Origin of the sequence: Nocardioides sp. LHD-245, assembly GCF_030929495.1 — a bacterium.
GTDB lineage: Bacteria > Actinomycetota > Actinomycetes > Propionibacteriales > Nocardioidaceae > Nocardioides.
Map to the genome: position 1 here is coordinate 177,116 of NZ_JAVFWN010000006.1, position 16,210 is coordinate 193,325.

Consider the following 16,210-nt stretch of genomic DNA (forward strand, 5'->3'; position numbering starts at 1 on the left):
ATCGAGGTGCGCCCGCGGTCCGAGCGCAGCGAGGACCGTGCGGAGCGCCTCGATAGGCGACACGCTCGGCCCCATCAAAACAGCAGATGCTCGAGACCGACGGTGAGGCCGGGGAAGTCGCCGATCCGGCGTACGCCGGTGAGCACGCCGGGCGTGAAGGAGACCCGGTCGAGCGAGTCGTGACGGATGGTGAGGGTCTCCCCCAGGCCACCGAAGACGACCTCCTGGTGCGCCACCAGGCCACGCACCCGGACGCTGTGGACGCGGACCCCGTCGACGTCGGCGCCCCGCGCCCCCTCGAGCCCGGTGCTCGTGGCGTCCGGGATCGGCGCGCTGCCGGCCTCCCGGCGGGCGGCGGCGATCAGCTCGGCGGTGCGACCGGCCGTGCCGCTCGGCGCGTCGGCCTTCGTCGGGTGGTGCAGCTCGATGACCTCGACCGACTCGAAGAAGGGGGCGGCGGCGGCGGAGAAGCGCATCATCAGGATCGCGCCGATGGAGAAGTTGGGGGCGATCAGGACGCCGGTGCCCGGGCTCTCGGCGAGCCAGCCTCGGAGCAGCTCGAGGCGGGCGTCGTCGAAGCCCGTCGTACCGACGACGGCGTGGATGCCGTTCTCGACGCAGTAGCGCAGGTTGTCCATCACCACGTCGGGGTGGGTGAAGTCGACGACCACCTGCGTGCCGCTCTCGGCCAGGGAGGCGATCGGGTCGCCCTGGTCGACGCCGACGGTGAAGTCCAGGTCATCGGCGCTCTCGACGGCCTTGACGACCTCGGCGCCGACCTTGCCCCGGGCCCCGAGCACCCCCACCCGGAGACGCTCTCCTGCTGCCTGATCCGCGACACGTGAGCTCACGGCACCAAGGTAGTGCGTCGCCTCGCGTCGCGTTCTGGCAGGCTGACCCCCATGGTGAACAAGATCCCGGCCCGGATCCGGTGGGCGGTGGACTTCATGGACGTCCAGCCCAACGACCATGTTCTGGAGATCGGCTGTGGCAACGGCGCCGCCGCCGACCTGGTCTGCCGCCGGCTCGAGGGCAAGGGCAAGATGTTCGCCATCGACCGCTCCGAGGCCGGGGTCGACCGCACCAAGGCCCGCTGTGCCGAGCACATCGCGGCCGGCAAGCTCACCGTGCGCCAGATCGACCTGGCCACCCTGCGGGTGCCCGTCAAGCGCCTGACCAAGGTCTTCGCCTTCGACGTGAACCTGTTCTGGGTGCGCGATGCCCACGAGGAGATCGCCCTCCTCCACGAGCGCCTGATGCCCGGGGGCTCGGTCAACCTGTTCTTCGACGCGACTCGTCCCGAGCAGGTGCCCGACATCCTCGCCAAGGCGGCCGCGCAGCTGCGCGACAGCGGCTTCCGCGTCTACATCGTCGACTCGAAGATGCCGCCGGTGATCGGGATCATCGGGCGCCGCTGAGCGTTGCGCGCGGGCCGCGGCCGGGCTCGCGATTGGCCGGGACGGGGCCACCTCTTGTTAGCCTGCTGGGGCAGCATGCCCGTTTCGGGCTGGCCTGTCTCTCGGAGAGACTCGAACTCGACGTGACCGCGTGGCGATCATTCCACGCCGTCACGTCGGGCCCGCGCCCTCCGGGAACCCGCCGGGACGGACATGCGTCCTGACCGGCGAACCCCTGGAGAGACGTGACCCAGACTTCCAGCACGACCCCGAGCAAGAGCCGCACCTCCCGAGCCGCCGAGGCGCTGAGTACGCCGGCAGCGGATGTCGTCCCCCACCCGGCCCTCGACCAGGCGGTCGAGACCGAGCGGCCCGCCCGACGCGGACTAGACCCGGTCGTCTTCGGCACCGCCGCGGCCGTGTGCATCGGCTTCGTCGTGTGGGGCCTGGTGAGCACCACCTCGCTCGGCACCGCCTCCGGCAAGGCGCTGGACTGGGTGATGACCAACACCGGCTGGCTCTTCGTCCTCACCTCCAGCGGTTTCGTCGTGTTCGTGATCTGGCTGGCGATGAGCAAGTACGGCACGATCCCGCTGGGCCGCGACGACGAGGAGCCTGAGTTCCGGACCACCTCGTGGATCGCGATGATGTTCAGTGCCGGCATGGGCATCGGTCTGATGTTCTACGGCGTCAGCGAGCCGCTCTCACACTTCGTCACCCCGCCCCCGGGCACCGGCGGCGATCCGGACGCCGCCGCGCAGACCGCCATGGCGACCACGATGTTCCACTGGACGCTGCACCCGTGGGCGATCTACGCCGTCGTCGGCCTCGCCATCGCCTACGGCGTCTACCGCAAGGGCCGCGTCCAGCTGATCTCCGCCGCCTTCGTGCCGCTGCTCGGCAAGCGGGCCTCCGGCGGCGCCGGCAAGGTGATCGACATGTTCGCGATCTTCGCGACGCTGTTCGGGTCGGCCACCTCGCTGGGCCTCGGCGCGCTCCAGATCAGCAGTGGGCTCGAGATCGTCGGCGACGTCGGTCCGCTCGGCAACGGCGCCCTGGTCGTGATCATCACCGTGCTGACCGTCGCCTTCGTCCTGTCCGCGGTCTCCGGTGTCGCCAAGGGCATCCAGTGGCTCTCGAACATCAACATGGTGCTCGCCGTCGTCCTCGCGCTGTTCCTGTTCGTGGTCGGGCCGACCGTGTTCATCCTCAACCTGGTGCCGACCTCGCTCGGCAGCTACGTCCAGGATCTCGCGATGATGGCGGCCCGCACCGGCGCCGAGGGGGCCGACACCGAGGCCTGGCTGAGCGGCTGGACCGTCTTCTACTGGGCCTGGTGGCTGTCCTGGACGCCGTTCGTCGGCATGTTCATCGCGCGCATCTCGCGTGGGCGCACCATCCGCCAGTTCGTCACCGGCGTGCTGCTCGTCCCGAGCGTCGTGAGCGTGATCTGGTTCTGCATCCTCGGTGGCACCGCCATCGACCTGCAGAGCACCGGCACCGACATCGCCGACGCGGGCGGCCTCGAGGCCCAGCTCTTCGGCACTCTCGACGCGCTCCCCCTCGCGACCCTCGCCAGCATCCTGGTCATGCTGCTGGTGGCGATCTTCTTCGTCTCCGGGGCGGATGCGGCATCGATCGTGATGGGCAGCCTGTCCGAGCGCGGCACGACCGAGCCGCGGCGCGCGGTCGTGATCTTCTGGGGCGTCGCGACCGGCGCGGTCGCCGCGGTGATGCTGCTCGCCGGGGGTGAGGACGCCTTGACGGGTCTGCAGACGATCACCATCGTGGCGGCACTGCCGTTCGTGGTGATCATGGTCGGCCTCGCCGCCTCCCTGGTCCGCGAGCTGCGCACCGATCCCATGGTCGTCCGTCGCCGCTACGGCGAGGAGGCGGTCGAGCAGGCCGTCATCACCGGCGTCACCGAGCACGGCGACGACTTCGTGCTCTCCATCGAGCCGGTCGAGCCGGAGCCCGAGCCCGAGCCGGAAACCGCGCGGTAACGTCATTCGTTCCGTGGGCTCATGCCCACGGAACGAATGACGTCACGCCGGCCCGACCAGCGCGAGCAGCTCGGGTCGGCCGAAGACCTCGGCGGCGATCTCCCGGACCTCGTCCAGGGTGACCGCCTCGATCCGGGCGATCACCTCGTCGATGCCGAGCACCTCGCCGTTGACGAGCTCGTTCTTGCCCAGGCGCATCATCCGCGAGCCGGAGTCCTCCAGGCCCAGGATCATGCCGCCGACCAGCTGGCCCTTGCCGCGGGTCAGCTCCTCCTCGGCGATCCCCTCGGCGGCGATCAGGCGCAGCTGGTCGCGGACCACGCTCAGGACCTCGTCGGTGCGGTCGGGCAGGCAGCCGACCGCGACGCCCACGAGACCGGAGTCGGCGTAGTGGCTGGCGAAGGAGTAGACGGAGTACGCGAGCCCGCGCAGCTCGCGGACCTCCTGGAACAGCCGGCTGGACGTGCCGCCGCCGAGGGCGGTGTTGAGTACGCCGAGGGCGTAGCGCCGGTCGTCGTCGCGGGTGATGCCCTCGCGTCCGAGGACCAGGTTGACCTGCTCGAACGGTCGGTCCACCCGCCCCTCCCCCGGCCCGAGCCGTGCGCGGCGCCGGGCGCCCGTCGTCCGCGCGGGCGCCGGGGCGGCCTGGGCCGCCAGCCAGTCGTGGCGTCCGAACGCCTTCTTCACCGCGCGTACGACGGCGCCGTGGTCGAGCGCGCCGGCCACCGAGATCACCGTGTTCGCCGGCACGTAGTGCCGCCGGTAGAAGCGCTTGATCTGGGCCGGGGTCATCGCCTCGATCGAGCCGGTGGTGCCGGCGATCGGGCGCCCGAGCGGCGAGGCGGCGCCCCAGGCGAGCTCGGCGAGGAGGTTCTGGACGACGTCGTCCGGGTCGTCGTCGTGCATGGCGATCTCGTCGAGGATGACGTCGCGCTCGGCGTCGACATCGTGGCCTGCGATGACCGATCCGGTGATCATGTCGCCGAGCACGTCGACGGCGAGCGGCAGGTCGTCGGAGAGCACCCGCGCGTGGAAGCAGGTGTACTCCTTGGCCGTGAACGCGTTGAACTCGCCGCCCACCGCGTCGAGCTCGATGGAGATGTCGAGTGCCGATCGCTCCGGGGTGCCCTTGAAGAGCAGGTGCTCCAGGAAGTGCGAGGCACCGTGCGTGGCAGCCCGCTCGTCGCGGGAGCCGACGCCGACCCACACCCCGATGGAGGCGGAGCGGGCCCCGGCCATCTGCTCGGTGACGATGCGCAGCCCGGAGGGGAGCTGGGTGCGGCGGACGCGGGAGACGACGAGTCCGTCGGTCCCGGTGACCGTGTGCACGGTCCTGGTGTTGGCGCCGGACGACGCGCGAGCCTGCATAACCCCGACGGTACCCAAGCGTTTGGCCCGGAGCGGTATCGGGAAGCCGTCTCACGGGCAGCCATCGGGCCTGCTCGCAGGCGAGAGGAGTCACGGCCCATGGCTGAGTCGGTCAAGCTGCAGTTCGAGGTCCTCTATCGGGCGGGGACCAAGAACTTCCCCGACCAGGCAGCCGACCTCGCCGCGGCCCTCGAAGGGATCAGCGGGGTCCACCAGCAGTGGTACGAGCCGACGATCCGCGCCGGGTCGCCTGCCGCACTCGCCCAGGCGCTCGAGATCAACCGGACGGTGTACGGGCTGCTCCGCCGGGCGGTGCTGTCCTTCCAGGACGCCGCGTCGGCGGTGGTCCTGATCACCAAGGACTTCCAGGCCAGCGACGCCGAGGCGCGCGAGGCCATGCACGCCTTGGGCATCAAGGCCTCCGACATCCAGACCCCGCCGATGGCGCAGCCTCCTACGTTCGACGAGGCGACGTCGTGACCCGGCCGGACGGTGGTGGTGGCGGCGGGCTCTCCTTCGACTACAGCGACCAGCGCTTCGAGACCGTCACCGACAAGATCGAGGACCTGCTCGCCGACCTGATGGGCATCGAGGCCGCCGCGGACATGTTCCGCACCTACCTCGTGAACCTGAAGACGTACCACGAGGACGAGCAGGTGACGCCCACCGTGCGGCCGATGAACCTGCCCGCCAGCAAGCCCTTCACCGTCTATCCCATCCTGCCCGAGCCGCCCTTCGACACATCGGGCGACCAGCACTCCTACCAGGACTGGATCAACCAGGCGTACGCCGCGGGCGCCCAGTCGGCGGCGGGGACCGGCGCCTGGCTGCGCTCGATCATGGACAACTTCTACCTGGTCGACGCCGAGGCACTGATCAACGGCGCCGACCAGCAGGCCGGTCTGGTGATCCAGCACGGGACCACGCTCACCGCCAACCTCGGCGAGGTCAACGCGGCGCTCGCCGATGAATGGGACTGGGACGGCGACTCGATGGACGCCTTCTTCACCTGGGTCGCGGTCGCCGACGCCGCCCCGGCGGTGATGCTGCTGTTCGCCTACGCGGCGCAGTCGAGTGTCGCGAAGGCCGGTGCCGCGATCGGAGCGACCCAGGAGGCGATGATGCAGCAGGCGGAGAACGCCCGCGATGCGCTCGAGGCGACCATCAAGGCCTGGCACGACGACGCCGACGCGTTCCCCTTCCCGCCGGGCTCGGACTGGAAGTTCAAGGACATCGGGACCGCGATCGGGGGCGTGATCCAGAGCAAGGTCGAGTCCCTCTCGGACACGCTCCCGGACCTGGGTCCGCTCGGCAACCTCGGCAAGGACTGGGCCCTCGACAAGGTCACGGGCAAGCTGATCTCGAAGATCCCCGCGGTCAAGCCGGCGACGCTGACGTACAAGCTCCTCACCACGCTCGAGGCGAACGAGGTCGAGGTCGAGAAGCAGCCGACCGCCCAGGTCATCATCGACACCGTCGAGCAGACGTTCCGCGACATCGCGAAGGAGGGCGACGCAGCGGTCACCACCGCGGGCGAGGGGATCGCCACCCTCGCGGCGTCCCTCCACGACGCCGACCAGCTCGTGATGCCACGCCCCGACCCGACTCCCACCGGCCACTACGAGCGCGACTGAGCCTCCGTCCCCGCACGTTCCCACACGGAACGAGGGGGTGGCCGCCCGCAGGCGGCCACCCCCTCGTGGCGTCTCAGCGACTCACTCGGAGTCGGCGGACTCCTCGGCCGGCTCGGCCTCGGCCGACTCGGTCTCCTCGACCACCGGGATGAGGGACAGCTTGCCGCGGTCGTCGATCTCGGCGATCTCGACCTGGAGCTTCTGCCCCACCGCGACGACGTCCTCGACGTTCTCGACGCGCTTGCCGCCGGCGAGACCACGCAGCTTGCTGATGTGCAGCAGGCCGTCCTTGCCGGGCATGAGCGCGATGAAGGCGCCGAAGTTGGTCGTCTTGACGACCGTGCCGAGGTAGCGCTCGCCGACCTCGGGCATGGTCGGGTTCGCGATCGCGTTGATCGCGGACCGGGCCGCCTCGGCCGCCTCACCGTTGGTCGCACCGATGTAGACGGTGCCGTCGTCCTCGATGGAGATCGAGGCGCCGGTGTCGTCCTGCAGCTGGTTGATCACCTTGCCCTTGGGCCCGATCACCTCGCCGATCTTGTCGACGGGCACCTTGACGGTGATGATCCGCGGCGCGTGGATCGACATCTCCTCGGGGCCGTCGATGGCCTCGGCCATGACCTCGAGGATGGCCAGACGGGCGTCACGAGCCTGGTTGAGGGCCTTCGCGAGGACCTCGGCCGGGATGCCGTCGAGCTTGGTGTCGAGCTGGAGCGCGGTGACGAACTCCTTGGTGCCGGCGACCTTGAAGTCCATGTCGCCGAAGGCGTCCTCGGCTCCGAGGATGTCGGTCAGCGCGACGTACTCGAGCTTGCCGTCGATCTCACCGGAGATCAGGCCCATCGCGATGCCGGCGACGGAGGCCTTCAACGGCACTCCGGCCTGGAGCAGTGCCAGCGTGGACGCGCAGACCGAGCCCATCGAGGTGGAGCCGTTGGAACCCATGGCCTCGGAGAGCTGGCGGATGGCGTAGGGGAACTCCTCGCGGCTCGGGAGCACCGGCAGCAGCGCGCGACGGGCGAGCGCGCCGTGGCCGACCTCGCGGCGCTTCGGCGAGCCGACGCGACCGGTCTCGCCGGTGGAGAACGGCGGGAAGATGTACTTGTGCATGTAGCGGCGGTGCTTCTCCGGGGAGAGCGTGTCGAGCTGCTGCTCCATCTTGAGCATGTCGAGGGTGGTGACTCCCAGGATCTGGGTCTCGCCACGCTCGAACAGCGCGGAGCCGTGGACCCGCGGGACCACGTCGACCTCGGCGTGCAGCGGACGGATGTCGGCGAGGCCGCGGCCGTCGATGCGGACCTTGTCGCGCAGCACGCGCTCGCGGACGACCTGCTTGTTGACCGAGCGGAAGGCCGCGCCGATCTCCTTCTCGCGGCCCTCGAACTGACCGGCCAGCTTGTCGAGCACGTCGGCCTTGAGCTCGTCGGTGCGCGCCTCGCGCTCCTGCTTGTCGCCGATGGTCATCGCCTCGGTCAGGTCGGCCTTGGCGGCCGCCTCGACGGCCGCGAAGACGTCGTCCTCGTAGTCGAGGAAGATCGGGAACTCCTGGATCGGCTTGGCGGCCACGTTGGCGAGCTCGACCTGGGCCTCGACCAGCTGCTTGATGAACGGCTTGGCGGCGTCCAGACCGCTGGCGACGATCTCCTCGGTCGGCGCCTGGGCGCCGGACGTGACCAGGCCCCACGACTGCTCGGTGGCCTCGGCCTCGACCATCATGATGGCGACGTCACCGGTCTCGGTGACCCGGCCGGCGACGACCATGTCGAAGACGGCGTTCTCGAGCTGGCTGTGGGTCGGGAAGGCGACCCACTGGCCGTCGATCAGGGCGACCCGGGTCGCGCCGACGGGGCCGGAGAACGGCAGGCCGGAGAGCTGGGTCGACATCGACGCCGCATTGATGGCGAGCACGTCGTACGGCGTGTCGGGGTTGAGGGCCATCACGGTGATGACGACCTGGACCTCGTTGCGCAGGCCCTTCTTGAAGGTCGGGCGCAGCGGGCGGTCGATGAGACGGCAGGTGAGGATCGCGTCCTCACCCGGACGACCCTCGCTGCGGAAGAAGGAGCCGGGGATCTTGCCCGCGGCGTACATCCGCTCCTCGACGTCGATCGTCAGGGGGAAGAAGTCGAAGTGGTCCTTGGGGTGCTTCCCGGCGGTCGTCGCCGAGAGCAGCATGGTGTCGTCGTCGAGGTAGGCGGTCACCGAGCCGGCGGCCTGACGGGCCAGCAGGCCCGTCTCGAACTTGACGGTGCGGGTGCCGAACTTGCCGTTGTCGAGAACGGTCTCGACGGCGGAGATGACGGGTTCAGTCAAAGTGTTCTCTTATTCGTGCGTACGGGACACGCTGCCCCGCGGGAATGGATGTGAGTTGTTGCCAGCCACACTAGCGAGCAGCGGGCCAAATGCAGAACGGGCGACCCGAGAGGGTCGCCCGTTCTGTCGATCTCATCCGTGGCGTTCACGGTGCTTCTGCGCGTGCGGCCGCAAGGCGGCGGCCCGAAGGCGGCCTTCAAGCGGAGCGGGCCGTCGAGGGCCGCCAACGCCGCGGACGCTCCGCAGAAGTGCCGTGAACGCCGCGGATCAGCGGCGGAGGCCTAGACGCTCGACAATGGAGCGGTAGCGCTCGATCTCGGTCTTCTTCAGGTAGTTGAGAAGACGACGGCGCTGGCCGACGAGGAGCAGCAGGCCACGACGGCTGTGGTGGTCGTGCTTGTGCTGCTTGAGGTGCTCGGTCAGGTGGCTGATCCGGTGGCTCAGGAGCGCGATCTGGACCTCGGGCGAACCGGTGTCACCCTCGGCGGTGGCGTACTCCGCGATGATCTTCTTCTTGGTCTCAGCGTCGGTACCGACTGCCATGGAAACTCCTCTTCCTCGCCCTGGGGCTCAGTGCTCGTTGCGCGGCGCCCCAGCCTGAAATCCTGGGGCTCTCTTTGTCCGCGGCCGTTCTGACGGCAACCGCACAAGGTTAACAGCGGAGGTGACCCGACCCCGAATCGCTGCGGCCTGACACATCGGGCCGCCCCGGCCCGTCGAGCAGGATGACGAGCAGACCACAGAGAGGACGTCCATGCGCCCCGGTGAGCAGGCCGAGTTCGAGGACTTCGTGCGGACCCGATCCAGCGAGCTGCTGCGCGCGGCCTGGCTGCTGACCGGCGACCGGACGGCGGCCGAGGACCTGCTCCAGGAGGCGCTGGTACGGGTCTTCACCCGCTGGCGACAGGTACGCCGGGCCGACAACCCGATCGCCTACGCCCGCACCGTCCTCGTCCGGCGCTATATCGACGGAGCTCGCCGGCGCAGCTCGGGTGAGCGTCCGGGCCTGCTCGACGACGACCCGCGCCTGCCGCGGAGCGCCGAGCCCGACGTCGCGCTGCGCCAGACCCTCGTCGCCGCCGTGCGCGAGCTCGCCCCGGTCGACCGGGCCGTGGTCGTGCAGCGCTACCTGCTCGACCAGGACGTCGCCGGCGTGGCCGCCGACCTCGGACTGTCCGGCCAGGCGGTCCGCAGCCGTAGCACCCGGGCGCTGGCCCGGCTGCGCCACCTGATGGGCCCCGAGCTCGCGGGGGCGCTCAGCACCCACCCCGACAAGGAGATGCCATGACCACCACGACCGAGGACCTGTTCGCCACGCTGATGCGCGACGCGATGGCCGACGTGCAGGCCGACGACGCGCTCCTCGGAGCCGTCCTGCGGACCGGGCGACGACGGACCCACCGTCGCCGGGCGACGTACGCCGGCGGCGGGCTCGCCCTCGCCGCCGCCCTGGGCTCGACGCTGACGGCCGGCGGTCCGGCCCCGGTCGCCGACGATCTCAGCGTTGCCGCGCCGACCGCCGCCCCGGCCACCGCCCCGGCCACGCCCCGGCCGCCCACGGCCGACGAGCTCGAGAAACGGCTGGCCGCCGCCCTCCCGGGCCTCAGCACCGCCATCCCGATCACCCAGACGTCGGGCCGGGTCGAGGCCGAGCGCACCTACGCCGACGGCGTCGTCACCGCCCTGGCCTACGACTCCGCCGCGGTCGACGGCGCGCCCGTCGACGCCACCGACAAGTGCGCGCCGGTGCTGGCAGGCGGCAACGACGGTCCGACCCGGTGCGCCGTCACCGACGACGGCTGGGCGATCTCGATGGCCGGGCGCCCCGATGTCGCCGGAGGCGACCCGAGCGCCCGGTTCGCCCGGGTGACCTACTTCCGGCGGGACGGGCTGGTCATCGACCTGACCGCCACCGGTAGCGGGGCGCCGCCGCTGTCCCGCGACCAGCTGGTCCGGCTGGCCACGACCGCCGACTGGTTCCCCGTCTCGTAGGTCGACGCTGTGCGACGATGCCGAGATGGAGCAACGACAGGTCCGACAGCAGGTGGGCGTGTGCAACCTGTGCGAGGCCACCTGCGGCCTGCTGCTGACCGTCGAGCGCACCGACGGCGGTGAGCGCGTGACGGGCGTCCGCGGCAACCCCGACGACCCACTCTCCCGCGGCCACATCTGCCCCAAGGGCGTCGCTGTCGGCGACATCCACGCCGACCCGGACCGACTGCGCCGACCGGTCCGGCGCGTCGGCGACGCGTTCGAGGAGATCGGCTGGGACGAGGCGCTCGACCTGGTGGCCGACCGGCTCGCGGCGACGGTGAACGAGCACGGGGAGGACGCCCTGGCGATCTACCTCGGCAACCCCAACGTGCACAGCCTGGGGGCGATGACCCACGGCGTGGCCCTGGCGCAGTCGTTCCGCACCCGCAACAAGTTCAGCGCGACCTCGGTCGACCAGCTGCCCCATCAGGTGATCGGCTATCTCCTCTACGGCCACCAGCTGCTGCTGCCGGTGCCCGACATCGACCGGACGTCCTACTTCCTGGTGTTCGGCGCCAACCCGATGGCGTCGAACGGATCGCTGATGACGGTGCCCGACTTCCCGGCCCGGCTGCGCGAGCTGCACGCCCGCGGCGGTCGGATGGTCGTCTTCGACCCGCGGCGCACCGAGACCGCGAAGGTGGCCGACGAGCACCACTTCGTGCGTCCCGGCACCGACGCCTGGGTGCTGCTCGCGCTGCTGCACGTGCTGTTCGCCGAGAGGCTGACCCGCCCGCCGTCGTACGTCGACGGGCTGGGCGCGGTCGAGGAGCTGGTCGCCCGCTTCACCCCCGAGCTCGCCGAGCGGGCGAGCGGGGTCCCGGCCGGCGAGGTGCGCCGGATCGCGCGAGAGCTCGCGGCGGCCGACGGCGCGGCGGCGTACGGCCGGATCGGCGTGTCGACCCAGGAGTTCGGGACGGTCTGCCAGTGGGCGGTCCAGCTGCTCAACCTGGTGACCGGGAACCTCGACCGCGAGGGCGGGGTGCTGCTGACGAACCCCGCGATCGACGCGATCGGGCGTGGGCTGATCGGGCGCGGCCACCACGACCGGTACCGCTCCCGCGTGCGGCAGGCGCCCGAGTTCGGAGGCGAGCTGCCGGTGTCGGTGCTGCGCGAGGAGATCGAGACCCCCGGCGACGGGCAGGTCCGGGCGCTGCTCACCGTGGCCGGCAACCCGGTGCTGTCGACGCCGGACGGCGCCGCGCTCGACCGGGCGATCCAGGGCCTGGACTTCTATGCCGCGGTCGACCTCTACATCAACGAGACGACCCGGCACGCCGACGTGATCCTGCCGCCGACGACGATCCTCGAGCGTGACCACTACGACCTGGTGTTCCACCTGCTGGCGGTGCGCAACACGGCACGGTTCACGCCGGCGGTACTCGCGAAGGGGCGCGACCAGCGCCACGACTGGGAGATCTTCCGCGACCTCTACCTGCGGGTGACCCGGCGCCGCCGCCGGAAGCCTCCGTTGAAGCGCCGGATCGCGGCCGAGGCGCGGATGCGGATGAGCCCCACCTTCCTGATCGGGATGCTGCTGCGCTCGGGCCGGTCGCAGACGACCCTCACCGCGCTGCGCCGCCGTCCCGAGGGGGTCGATCTCGGGCCGCTGCGGCCCGGCCAGCTCCCCGGCCGGCTACGGACCCGGGAGCGCCGGGTCGACGCTCTCCCCGCCCTCGTCGCCGAGGACGTCGCCCGGCTGGGCGAACGGGCGCTGCCGCGGGACGGCGAGCTGCTGCTCATCGGCCGGCGCCACCAGCGCGACTGCAACTCGTGGATGCACAACACCGACCGCCTCACCCGCGGCCGGGCGCGCCATCAGCTCCTCATGCACCCCGCCGACCTCGACGCCCGCGGCCTGGCCGACGGTGCCGTCGTCACCGTCCGCTCCCGGATCGGCGAGGTGACGGTGGAGGTGGCCGCGACCGAGGACGTGATGCCCGGCGTGGTCTCCCTCCCCCACGGCTACGGCCACGGCCGGGCCGGGGCCCGCCTCGGCGTCGCCGCCGGGGTCTCGGGCGTCTCGATCAACGACCTCACCGACCCCGAGCTGCTCGACGTGTCGGGCAACGCCGCGCTGTCCGGCGTGCCCGTCACGGTGGGTCCGTGGACCTGACCGTGCCGCCCGGCCCCGGGCTGCCCGGTGGCCTGGTCATCCCCGACGGCGAGCTGGTGGAGCGCTTCTCCCGTTCCCCGGGGCCCGGCGGGCAGTCGGTCAACACGACCGACACCCGCGTCGAGCTGGTCTGGGACCCGGCCGTGTCCGCCGTCCTCGACGAGCACCAGCGCACCCGGCTGACCCGTCGGCACGACGGACCGCTCGTCGTCGTCGCCCACGAGCACCGCTCCCAGCACCGCAACCGCACCGCCGCCCGCGACCGCCTCGCGGCTCGGATCCGCGAGCTGCTCGCTCCCCCGCCACCGCCCCGGCGCCCGACGAAGCCGACCCGCGGCGCGAAGGAACGTCGCCTGGAGGCCAAACGGCAGCGCGGACGGACCAAGCAGCTGCGCGGCCGGATCCAGGACTGACCCACCGGCTCCGTGACGGCGTGAGCGTGACGACCTGGGCCCGGCTCCTCCACGCCTACGGCCCGGCCGCCGCCGCGCTGCTCGCCCGCTACGCCGGCTGAAAGGTCCGGCCGGCGGGAGGTGGCGTCGCGAGCGTCGCGCAGAGCAGGTCGACGTACCGCTCCCTGTCGGCGCGAACCGCGACCGACACCCGGCCACGCGAGTCGTCGACCTCGGCGGCGAACCGCGTGGCGCCGTACGTCGTCGGGTCGGCGCGCTCCACCCGCGCCTCGGCGCGCAGGGTGGTGAGCAGGGCGGGGTCGACCAGGGCGGCCACGGCGAGCGGATCGTGCAGCGGTGCTCCGCCGACCGCGGCCATCTCCTCGTCCCGGCGGTACCACTCGATCCGGGCCTCGACGAAGGCGGCGGCAGCCGCGGCGGCCGGCGTGCCGAGTGCACGCAGCCGGGTCGCGTCGGCGGCGGTGAGCGGTGCGGAGAAGGTGGCGTCGACCGTCACCAGCAGCAGGTCGCGGAAGCGCGCGGCGAGGACGTCGGCGGCGGCCTCCGGGTCGCACCACACGTTCCGCTCCGCGTACGGCGTCACGCCGGCCGCGCGGTGCGCGCCGCCGAGCACGACCAGCCGCCCGACCGACCCGGTGATCGACCGGTCGGCCGCCAGGGCCGCCGCGAGGTTCGTGAGCGGCCCGGTGGCGACGACGGCGACCGGCTCGGTGGTCGCCCGCAGCGTCTCCACCAGCCACTCCACCGCGTCGGTGCCCGCGGTCGACGCCGGCGCCGGCAGGTCGAGGGTCGGCGGCAGGTCCGCGCGGCCGCTGGGCAGTTGCTCGATCCGCGGCCGGATCGGGGTGTTGCGACCGGGATGGACGCCGACATCGCCGCGGCCGATCAGGTCGAGCACCCGCAGCGTGTTGTCGGTCGTGTGGCGCACGTCGTGGTTGCCCCACACGGTGCTCACGCCGAGCAGGTCGAGATCGGGGTGCAGCGCGGCCAGCAGGATCGCCACCGCGTCGTCGGTGCCGGTGTCGCAGTCGAGGACGACCGGGATCACGCGTCGTCCCCGTCACGGAGGCTCCGGTAGGCCGCACGGGCCTCGACCGCCTGCTCCAGCTCGCGGATCACGACAGTGAAGAACTGCTTGCGGTAGAGCTCGTCGGTGACGGCGTACACGGTGAAGTAGAGGCCGCTGAACGCCGCCAGGAACGTCGAGACCCGGAGCAGTTCGAGGCTGAGCCGGTCGCCGAGCCAGTCCCCCACGGGCCCGTCGGGGGCGTGCAGCGCGCCGCCGGTCCACTGGCTCACCACCGACGGCTCCATCGCGACGACGCCGAACAGGATGAAGAAGGCGAACACCGCCAGGGCCAGCAGCAGCACCTGGACGGCCTGGGCGACGAGCAGCACCAACAGCAGGTTGACCCGCTCCAGGCCACGCAGGCCGGCGTCGACGGTGTCCAGCTCCTCGGGGAGCCGGGTGAGCAGGAAGCCGACCGCGATGGCGGCGAAGAGCAACACCGCCACCCACAGCACCCCGCCGTCGAGGCTGGCCGCGACCTGCCACACCTCCGCGTTGATGAACAGGAAGGTGATGAACAGCAGGAGCAGCGGCAACGCCCGGGTCACCAGGGGCAGCACCAGGCCGAAGGAGCGCAGGGTGCGCCGCACCGCCCAGCCGACGATCAGCCAGGCCCGCAGCGTCGCCACCGCATAGGCGGCGGCCACGATGCCGGCGACGGTCAGGCCGCCGCCGAGGCCCGCCGCGGCCCCGAGCCCCGCCCCGACGCCGCAGCCGCCCACGATGCCGAGCACGACGGCCGCACCGAGGACGCCGACGAGCCGGCCCCGGCCCAGGCCACGCGCCACGCCGGCCCGGACGTCGTCGACAAAATAGGGCAGCCCGTGCTCGACGAACCACCCTTCGGCAGCGGCGACGTCGTCCTGCGCACCGGTCATGTCGGGCGGCCCGTCAGTCGGCGAGGATCGTCCGCGCCCGGTCGACGTCGTCGGCCATGGCGGTGAGGAGGTCCTCGACCGAGTCGAACCGCACCATGCCGCGCAGCCGCTCGACGAAGGCGACCTCGACCTCGCGTCCGTAGAGGTCGAGGTCGGTGCGGTCGAGCACGTGCGACTCGACACGGCGCTCGCGCTCACCCGCGAAGGTCGGGTTGGTGCCGACGCTGATCGCCGCCGGGTAGGTCGTACCGGCGTCCGGGCCGTCGAGCAGGGTCAGGCGGCCGGCGTACACGCCGTCGGCGGGAGCGGCCGCGCCGGCGCGGACCGGCACGTTGGCGGTCGGGTAGCCCAGCTCGCGCCCCCGCTTGTCGCCCTCGATGACGACGCCCGTGACGGTGAAGGCGCGGCCGAGCGCCTCGGCGGCGCCGGTGACGTCGCCGGCCGACAGGCAGGTCCGGACGTACGTCGACGACCACACCTGCGGGCCGCCGTCGAGGCTGACCTCCTCCAGCACGAAGTCGTGCTCGGCACCGGCCGCGCGCAGCAGGTTGCAGTCACCGGCCGCCCGGTTGCCGAAGCGGAAGTTGGCTCCGACGACGACCGCCCTGACGTGCAGGGCGTCGAGCAGGATCCGGTCGATGAACTCCGTCGGCGTCCAGGCCGCGATGTCGCGGGAGAACGGGATGACGAGCACGTCGTCGATCCCCGCCTCTCCCAGCAGCCGCAGTCGCTGGTCGATCGTGGTGATGGTGGGCGGCGCGTGCTCCGGGCGCAGCACCGCGATCGGGTGGGGGTCGAAGGTGACGGCGACCACGCCGTCGACCGGCGTGGAGGTGCCGACCTCGGCCGCGACCTCGCGCGCCCGCCGGATGACGTGCTGGTGGCCCAGGTGCATGCCGTCGAAGTTCCCGATCGTCACGACCGTGCGACCGAGATCGCGGGGCACGTCGGAGAAGTCACGCCACACTCGCACGGCGGCAACTCT

15 protein-coding genes are annotated in these 16,210 nt (G+C 71.7%); 8 read left to right on the top strand and 7 right to left on the bottom strand.

The genetic code is table 11. The annotated features are described in order from the left end of the window. Positions 1-74 precede the first annotated feature (74 nt). Entirely contained in the window at positions 75-851 is a 777-nt protein-coding gene (gene dapB, locus RB608_RS11475; RefSeq protein WP_308088031.1) for a 4-hydroxy-tetrahydrodipicolinate reductase, read from the bottom strand. 51 nt (positions 852-902) lie between these two features. Here dapB and RB608_RS11480 point away from each other — a divergent pair, with 51 nt between their 5' ends. Both RB608_RS11480 and RB608_RS11485 read left to right on the top strand, forming a co-directional pair. Further along, positions 903-1,418, top strand: coding sequence for a class I SAM-dependent methyltransferase (locus RB608_RS11480; protein ID WP_308088032.1), 516 nt, complete (start codon positions 903-905; stop codon positions 1,416-1,418). A 224-nt stretch (positions 1,419-1,642) separates the two neighbouring features. Beyond that, positions 1,643-3,400: a BCCT family transporter gene (locus RB608_RS11485; RefSeq protein WP_308088033.1), complete on the top strand. Its 1,758-nt coding sequence runs from the start codon at positions 1,643-1,645 to the stop codon at positions 3,398-3,400. A gap of 42 nt (positions 3,401-3,442) precedes the next feature. Here the strand turns inward: RB608_RS11485 and RB608_RS11490 are convergent, their stop codons facing one another. Next, entirely contained in the window at positions 3,443-4,768 is a 1,326-nt protein-coding gene (locus tag RB608_RS11490) for a pitrilysin family protein (RefSeq protein WP_308088034.1), read from the bottom strand. A 99-nt stretch (positions 4,769-4,867) separates the two neighbouring features. Between RB608_RS11490 and RB608_RS11495 the strand changes: the two genes are divergently transcribed. Both RB608_RS11495 and RB608_RS11500 read left to right on the top strand, forming a co-directional pair. Next, on the top strand, positions 4,868-5,248 hold the full coding sequence (locus tag RB608_RS11495; protein WP_308088035.1) for a hypothetical protein: 381 nt from the start codon (positions 4,868-4,870) through the stop codon (positions 5,246-5,248). Continuing rightward, positions 5,245-6,402, top strand: a complete 1,158-nt coding sequence (locus RB608_RS11500; RefSeq protein ID WP_308088036.1) for a hypothetical protein — start codon at positions 5,245-5,247, stop codon at positions 6,400-6,402. Before RB608_RS11495 ends, RB608_RS11500 begins: the two co-directional genes overlap by 4 nt. Before the next feature lie 81 nt (positions 6,403-6,483). On the opposite strand, the gene RB608_RS11505 is transcribed toward RB608_RS11500, so the two are convergent. Together RB608_RS11505 and rpsO are read right to left on the bottom strand one after the other, a co-directional pair. Continuing rightward, entirely contained in the window at positions 6,484-8,715 is a 2,232-nt protein-coding gene (locus tag RB608_RS11505; protein ID WP_308088037.1) for a polyribonucleotide nucleotidyltransferase, read from the bottom strand. Positions 8,716-8,982: 267 nt separating this feature from the next. Next, entirely contained in the window at positions 8,983-9,258 is a 276-nt protein-coding gene (gene rpsO, locus RB608_RS11510; RefSeq protein WP_257423640.1) for a 30S ribosomal protein S15, read from the bottom strand. A gap of 211 nt (positions 9,259-9,469) precedes the next feature. Here rpsO and RB608_RS11515 point away from each other — a divergent pair, with 211 nt between their 5' ends. Genes RB608_RS11515 through arfB form a run of 4 tightly spaced genes read left to right on the top strand, consistent with a single transcriptional unit; the run spans position 9,470 to position 13,278 of the window. Further along, entirely contained in the window at positions 9,470-10,003 is a 534-nt protein-coding gene (locus RB608_RS11515) for a SigE family RNA polymerase sigma factor (RefSeq protein ID WP_308088039.1), read from the top strand. Beyond that, positions 10,000-10,707 carry a hypothetical protein gene (locus RB608_RS11520; RefSeq protein WP_308088040.1) on the top strand — a complete coding sequence of 236 codons (708 nt, stop codon included), beginning with the start codon at positions 10,000-10,002 and terminating at the stop codon, positions 10,705-10,707. Before RB608_RS11515 ends, RB608_RS11520 begins: the two co-directional genes overlap by 4 nt. A 25-nt stretch (positions 10,708-10,732) precedes the next feature. Next, positions 10,733-12,865, top strand: coding sequence for a molybdopterin-dependent oxidoreductase (locus tag RB608_RS11525; RefSeq protein ID WP_308088041.1), 2,133 nt, complete (start codon positions 10,733-10,735; stop codon positions 12,863-12,865). Continuing rightward, positions 12,856-13,278 (top strand): alternative ribosome rescue aminoacyl-tRNA hydrolase ArfB, encoded by a 423-nt coding sequence (gene arfB / locus RB608_RS11530; RefSeq protein ID WP_308088042.1) that lies wholly within the window; start codon positions 12,856-12,858, stop codon positions 13,276-13,278. The genes RB608_RS11525 and arfB overlap by 10 nt, the downstream gene beginning before the upstream one ends. Positions 13,279-13,366: 88 nt before the next feature. Here arfB and RB608_RS11535 read toward each other — a convergent pair whose 3' ends face one another. The 3 genes from RB608_RS11535 to RB608_RS11545 are packed head-to-tail and all read right to left on the bottom strand — an operon-like array spanning position 13,367 to position 16,198. Then, positions 13,367-14,326, bottom strand: coding sequence for a nucleoside hydrolase (locus RB608_RS11535; protein WP_308088043.1), 960 nt, complete (start codon positions 14,324-14,326; stop codon positions 13,367-13,369). Then, positions 14,323-15,225 (bottom strand): hypothetical protein, encoded by a 903-nt coding sequence (locus tag RB608_RS11540; RefSeq protein WP_308088044.1) that lies wholly within the window; start codon positions 15,223-15,225, stop codon positions 14,323-14,325. Before RB608_RS11540 ends, RB608_RS11535 begins: the two co-directional genes overlap by 4 nt. 13 nt (positions 15,226-15,238) lie before the next feature. After that, the gene (locus tag RB608_RS11545; protein WP_308088045.1) at positions 15,239-16,198 is read right to left on the bottom strand and encodes a bifunctional riboflavin kinase/FAD synthetase; all 960 of its coding nucleotides are present in this window, start codon (positions 16,196-16,198) and stop codon (positions 15,239-15,241) included. Positions 16,199-16,210 lie beyond the last annotated feature (12 nt).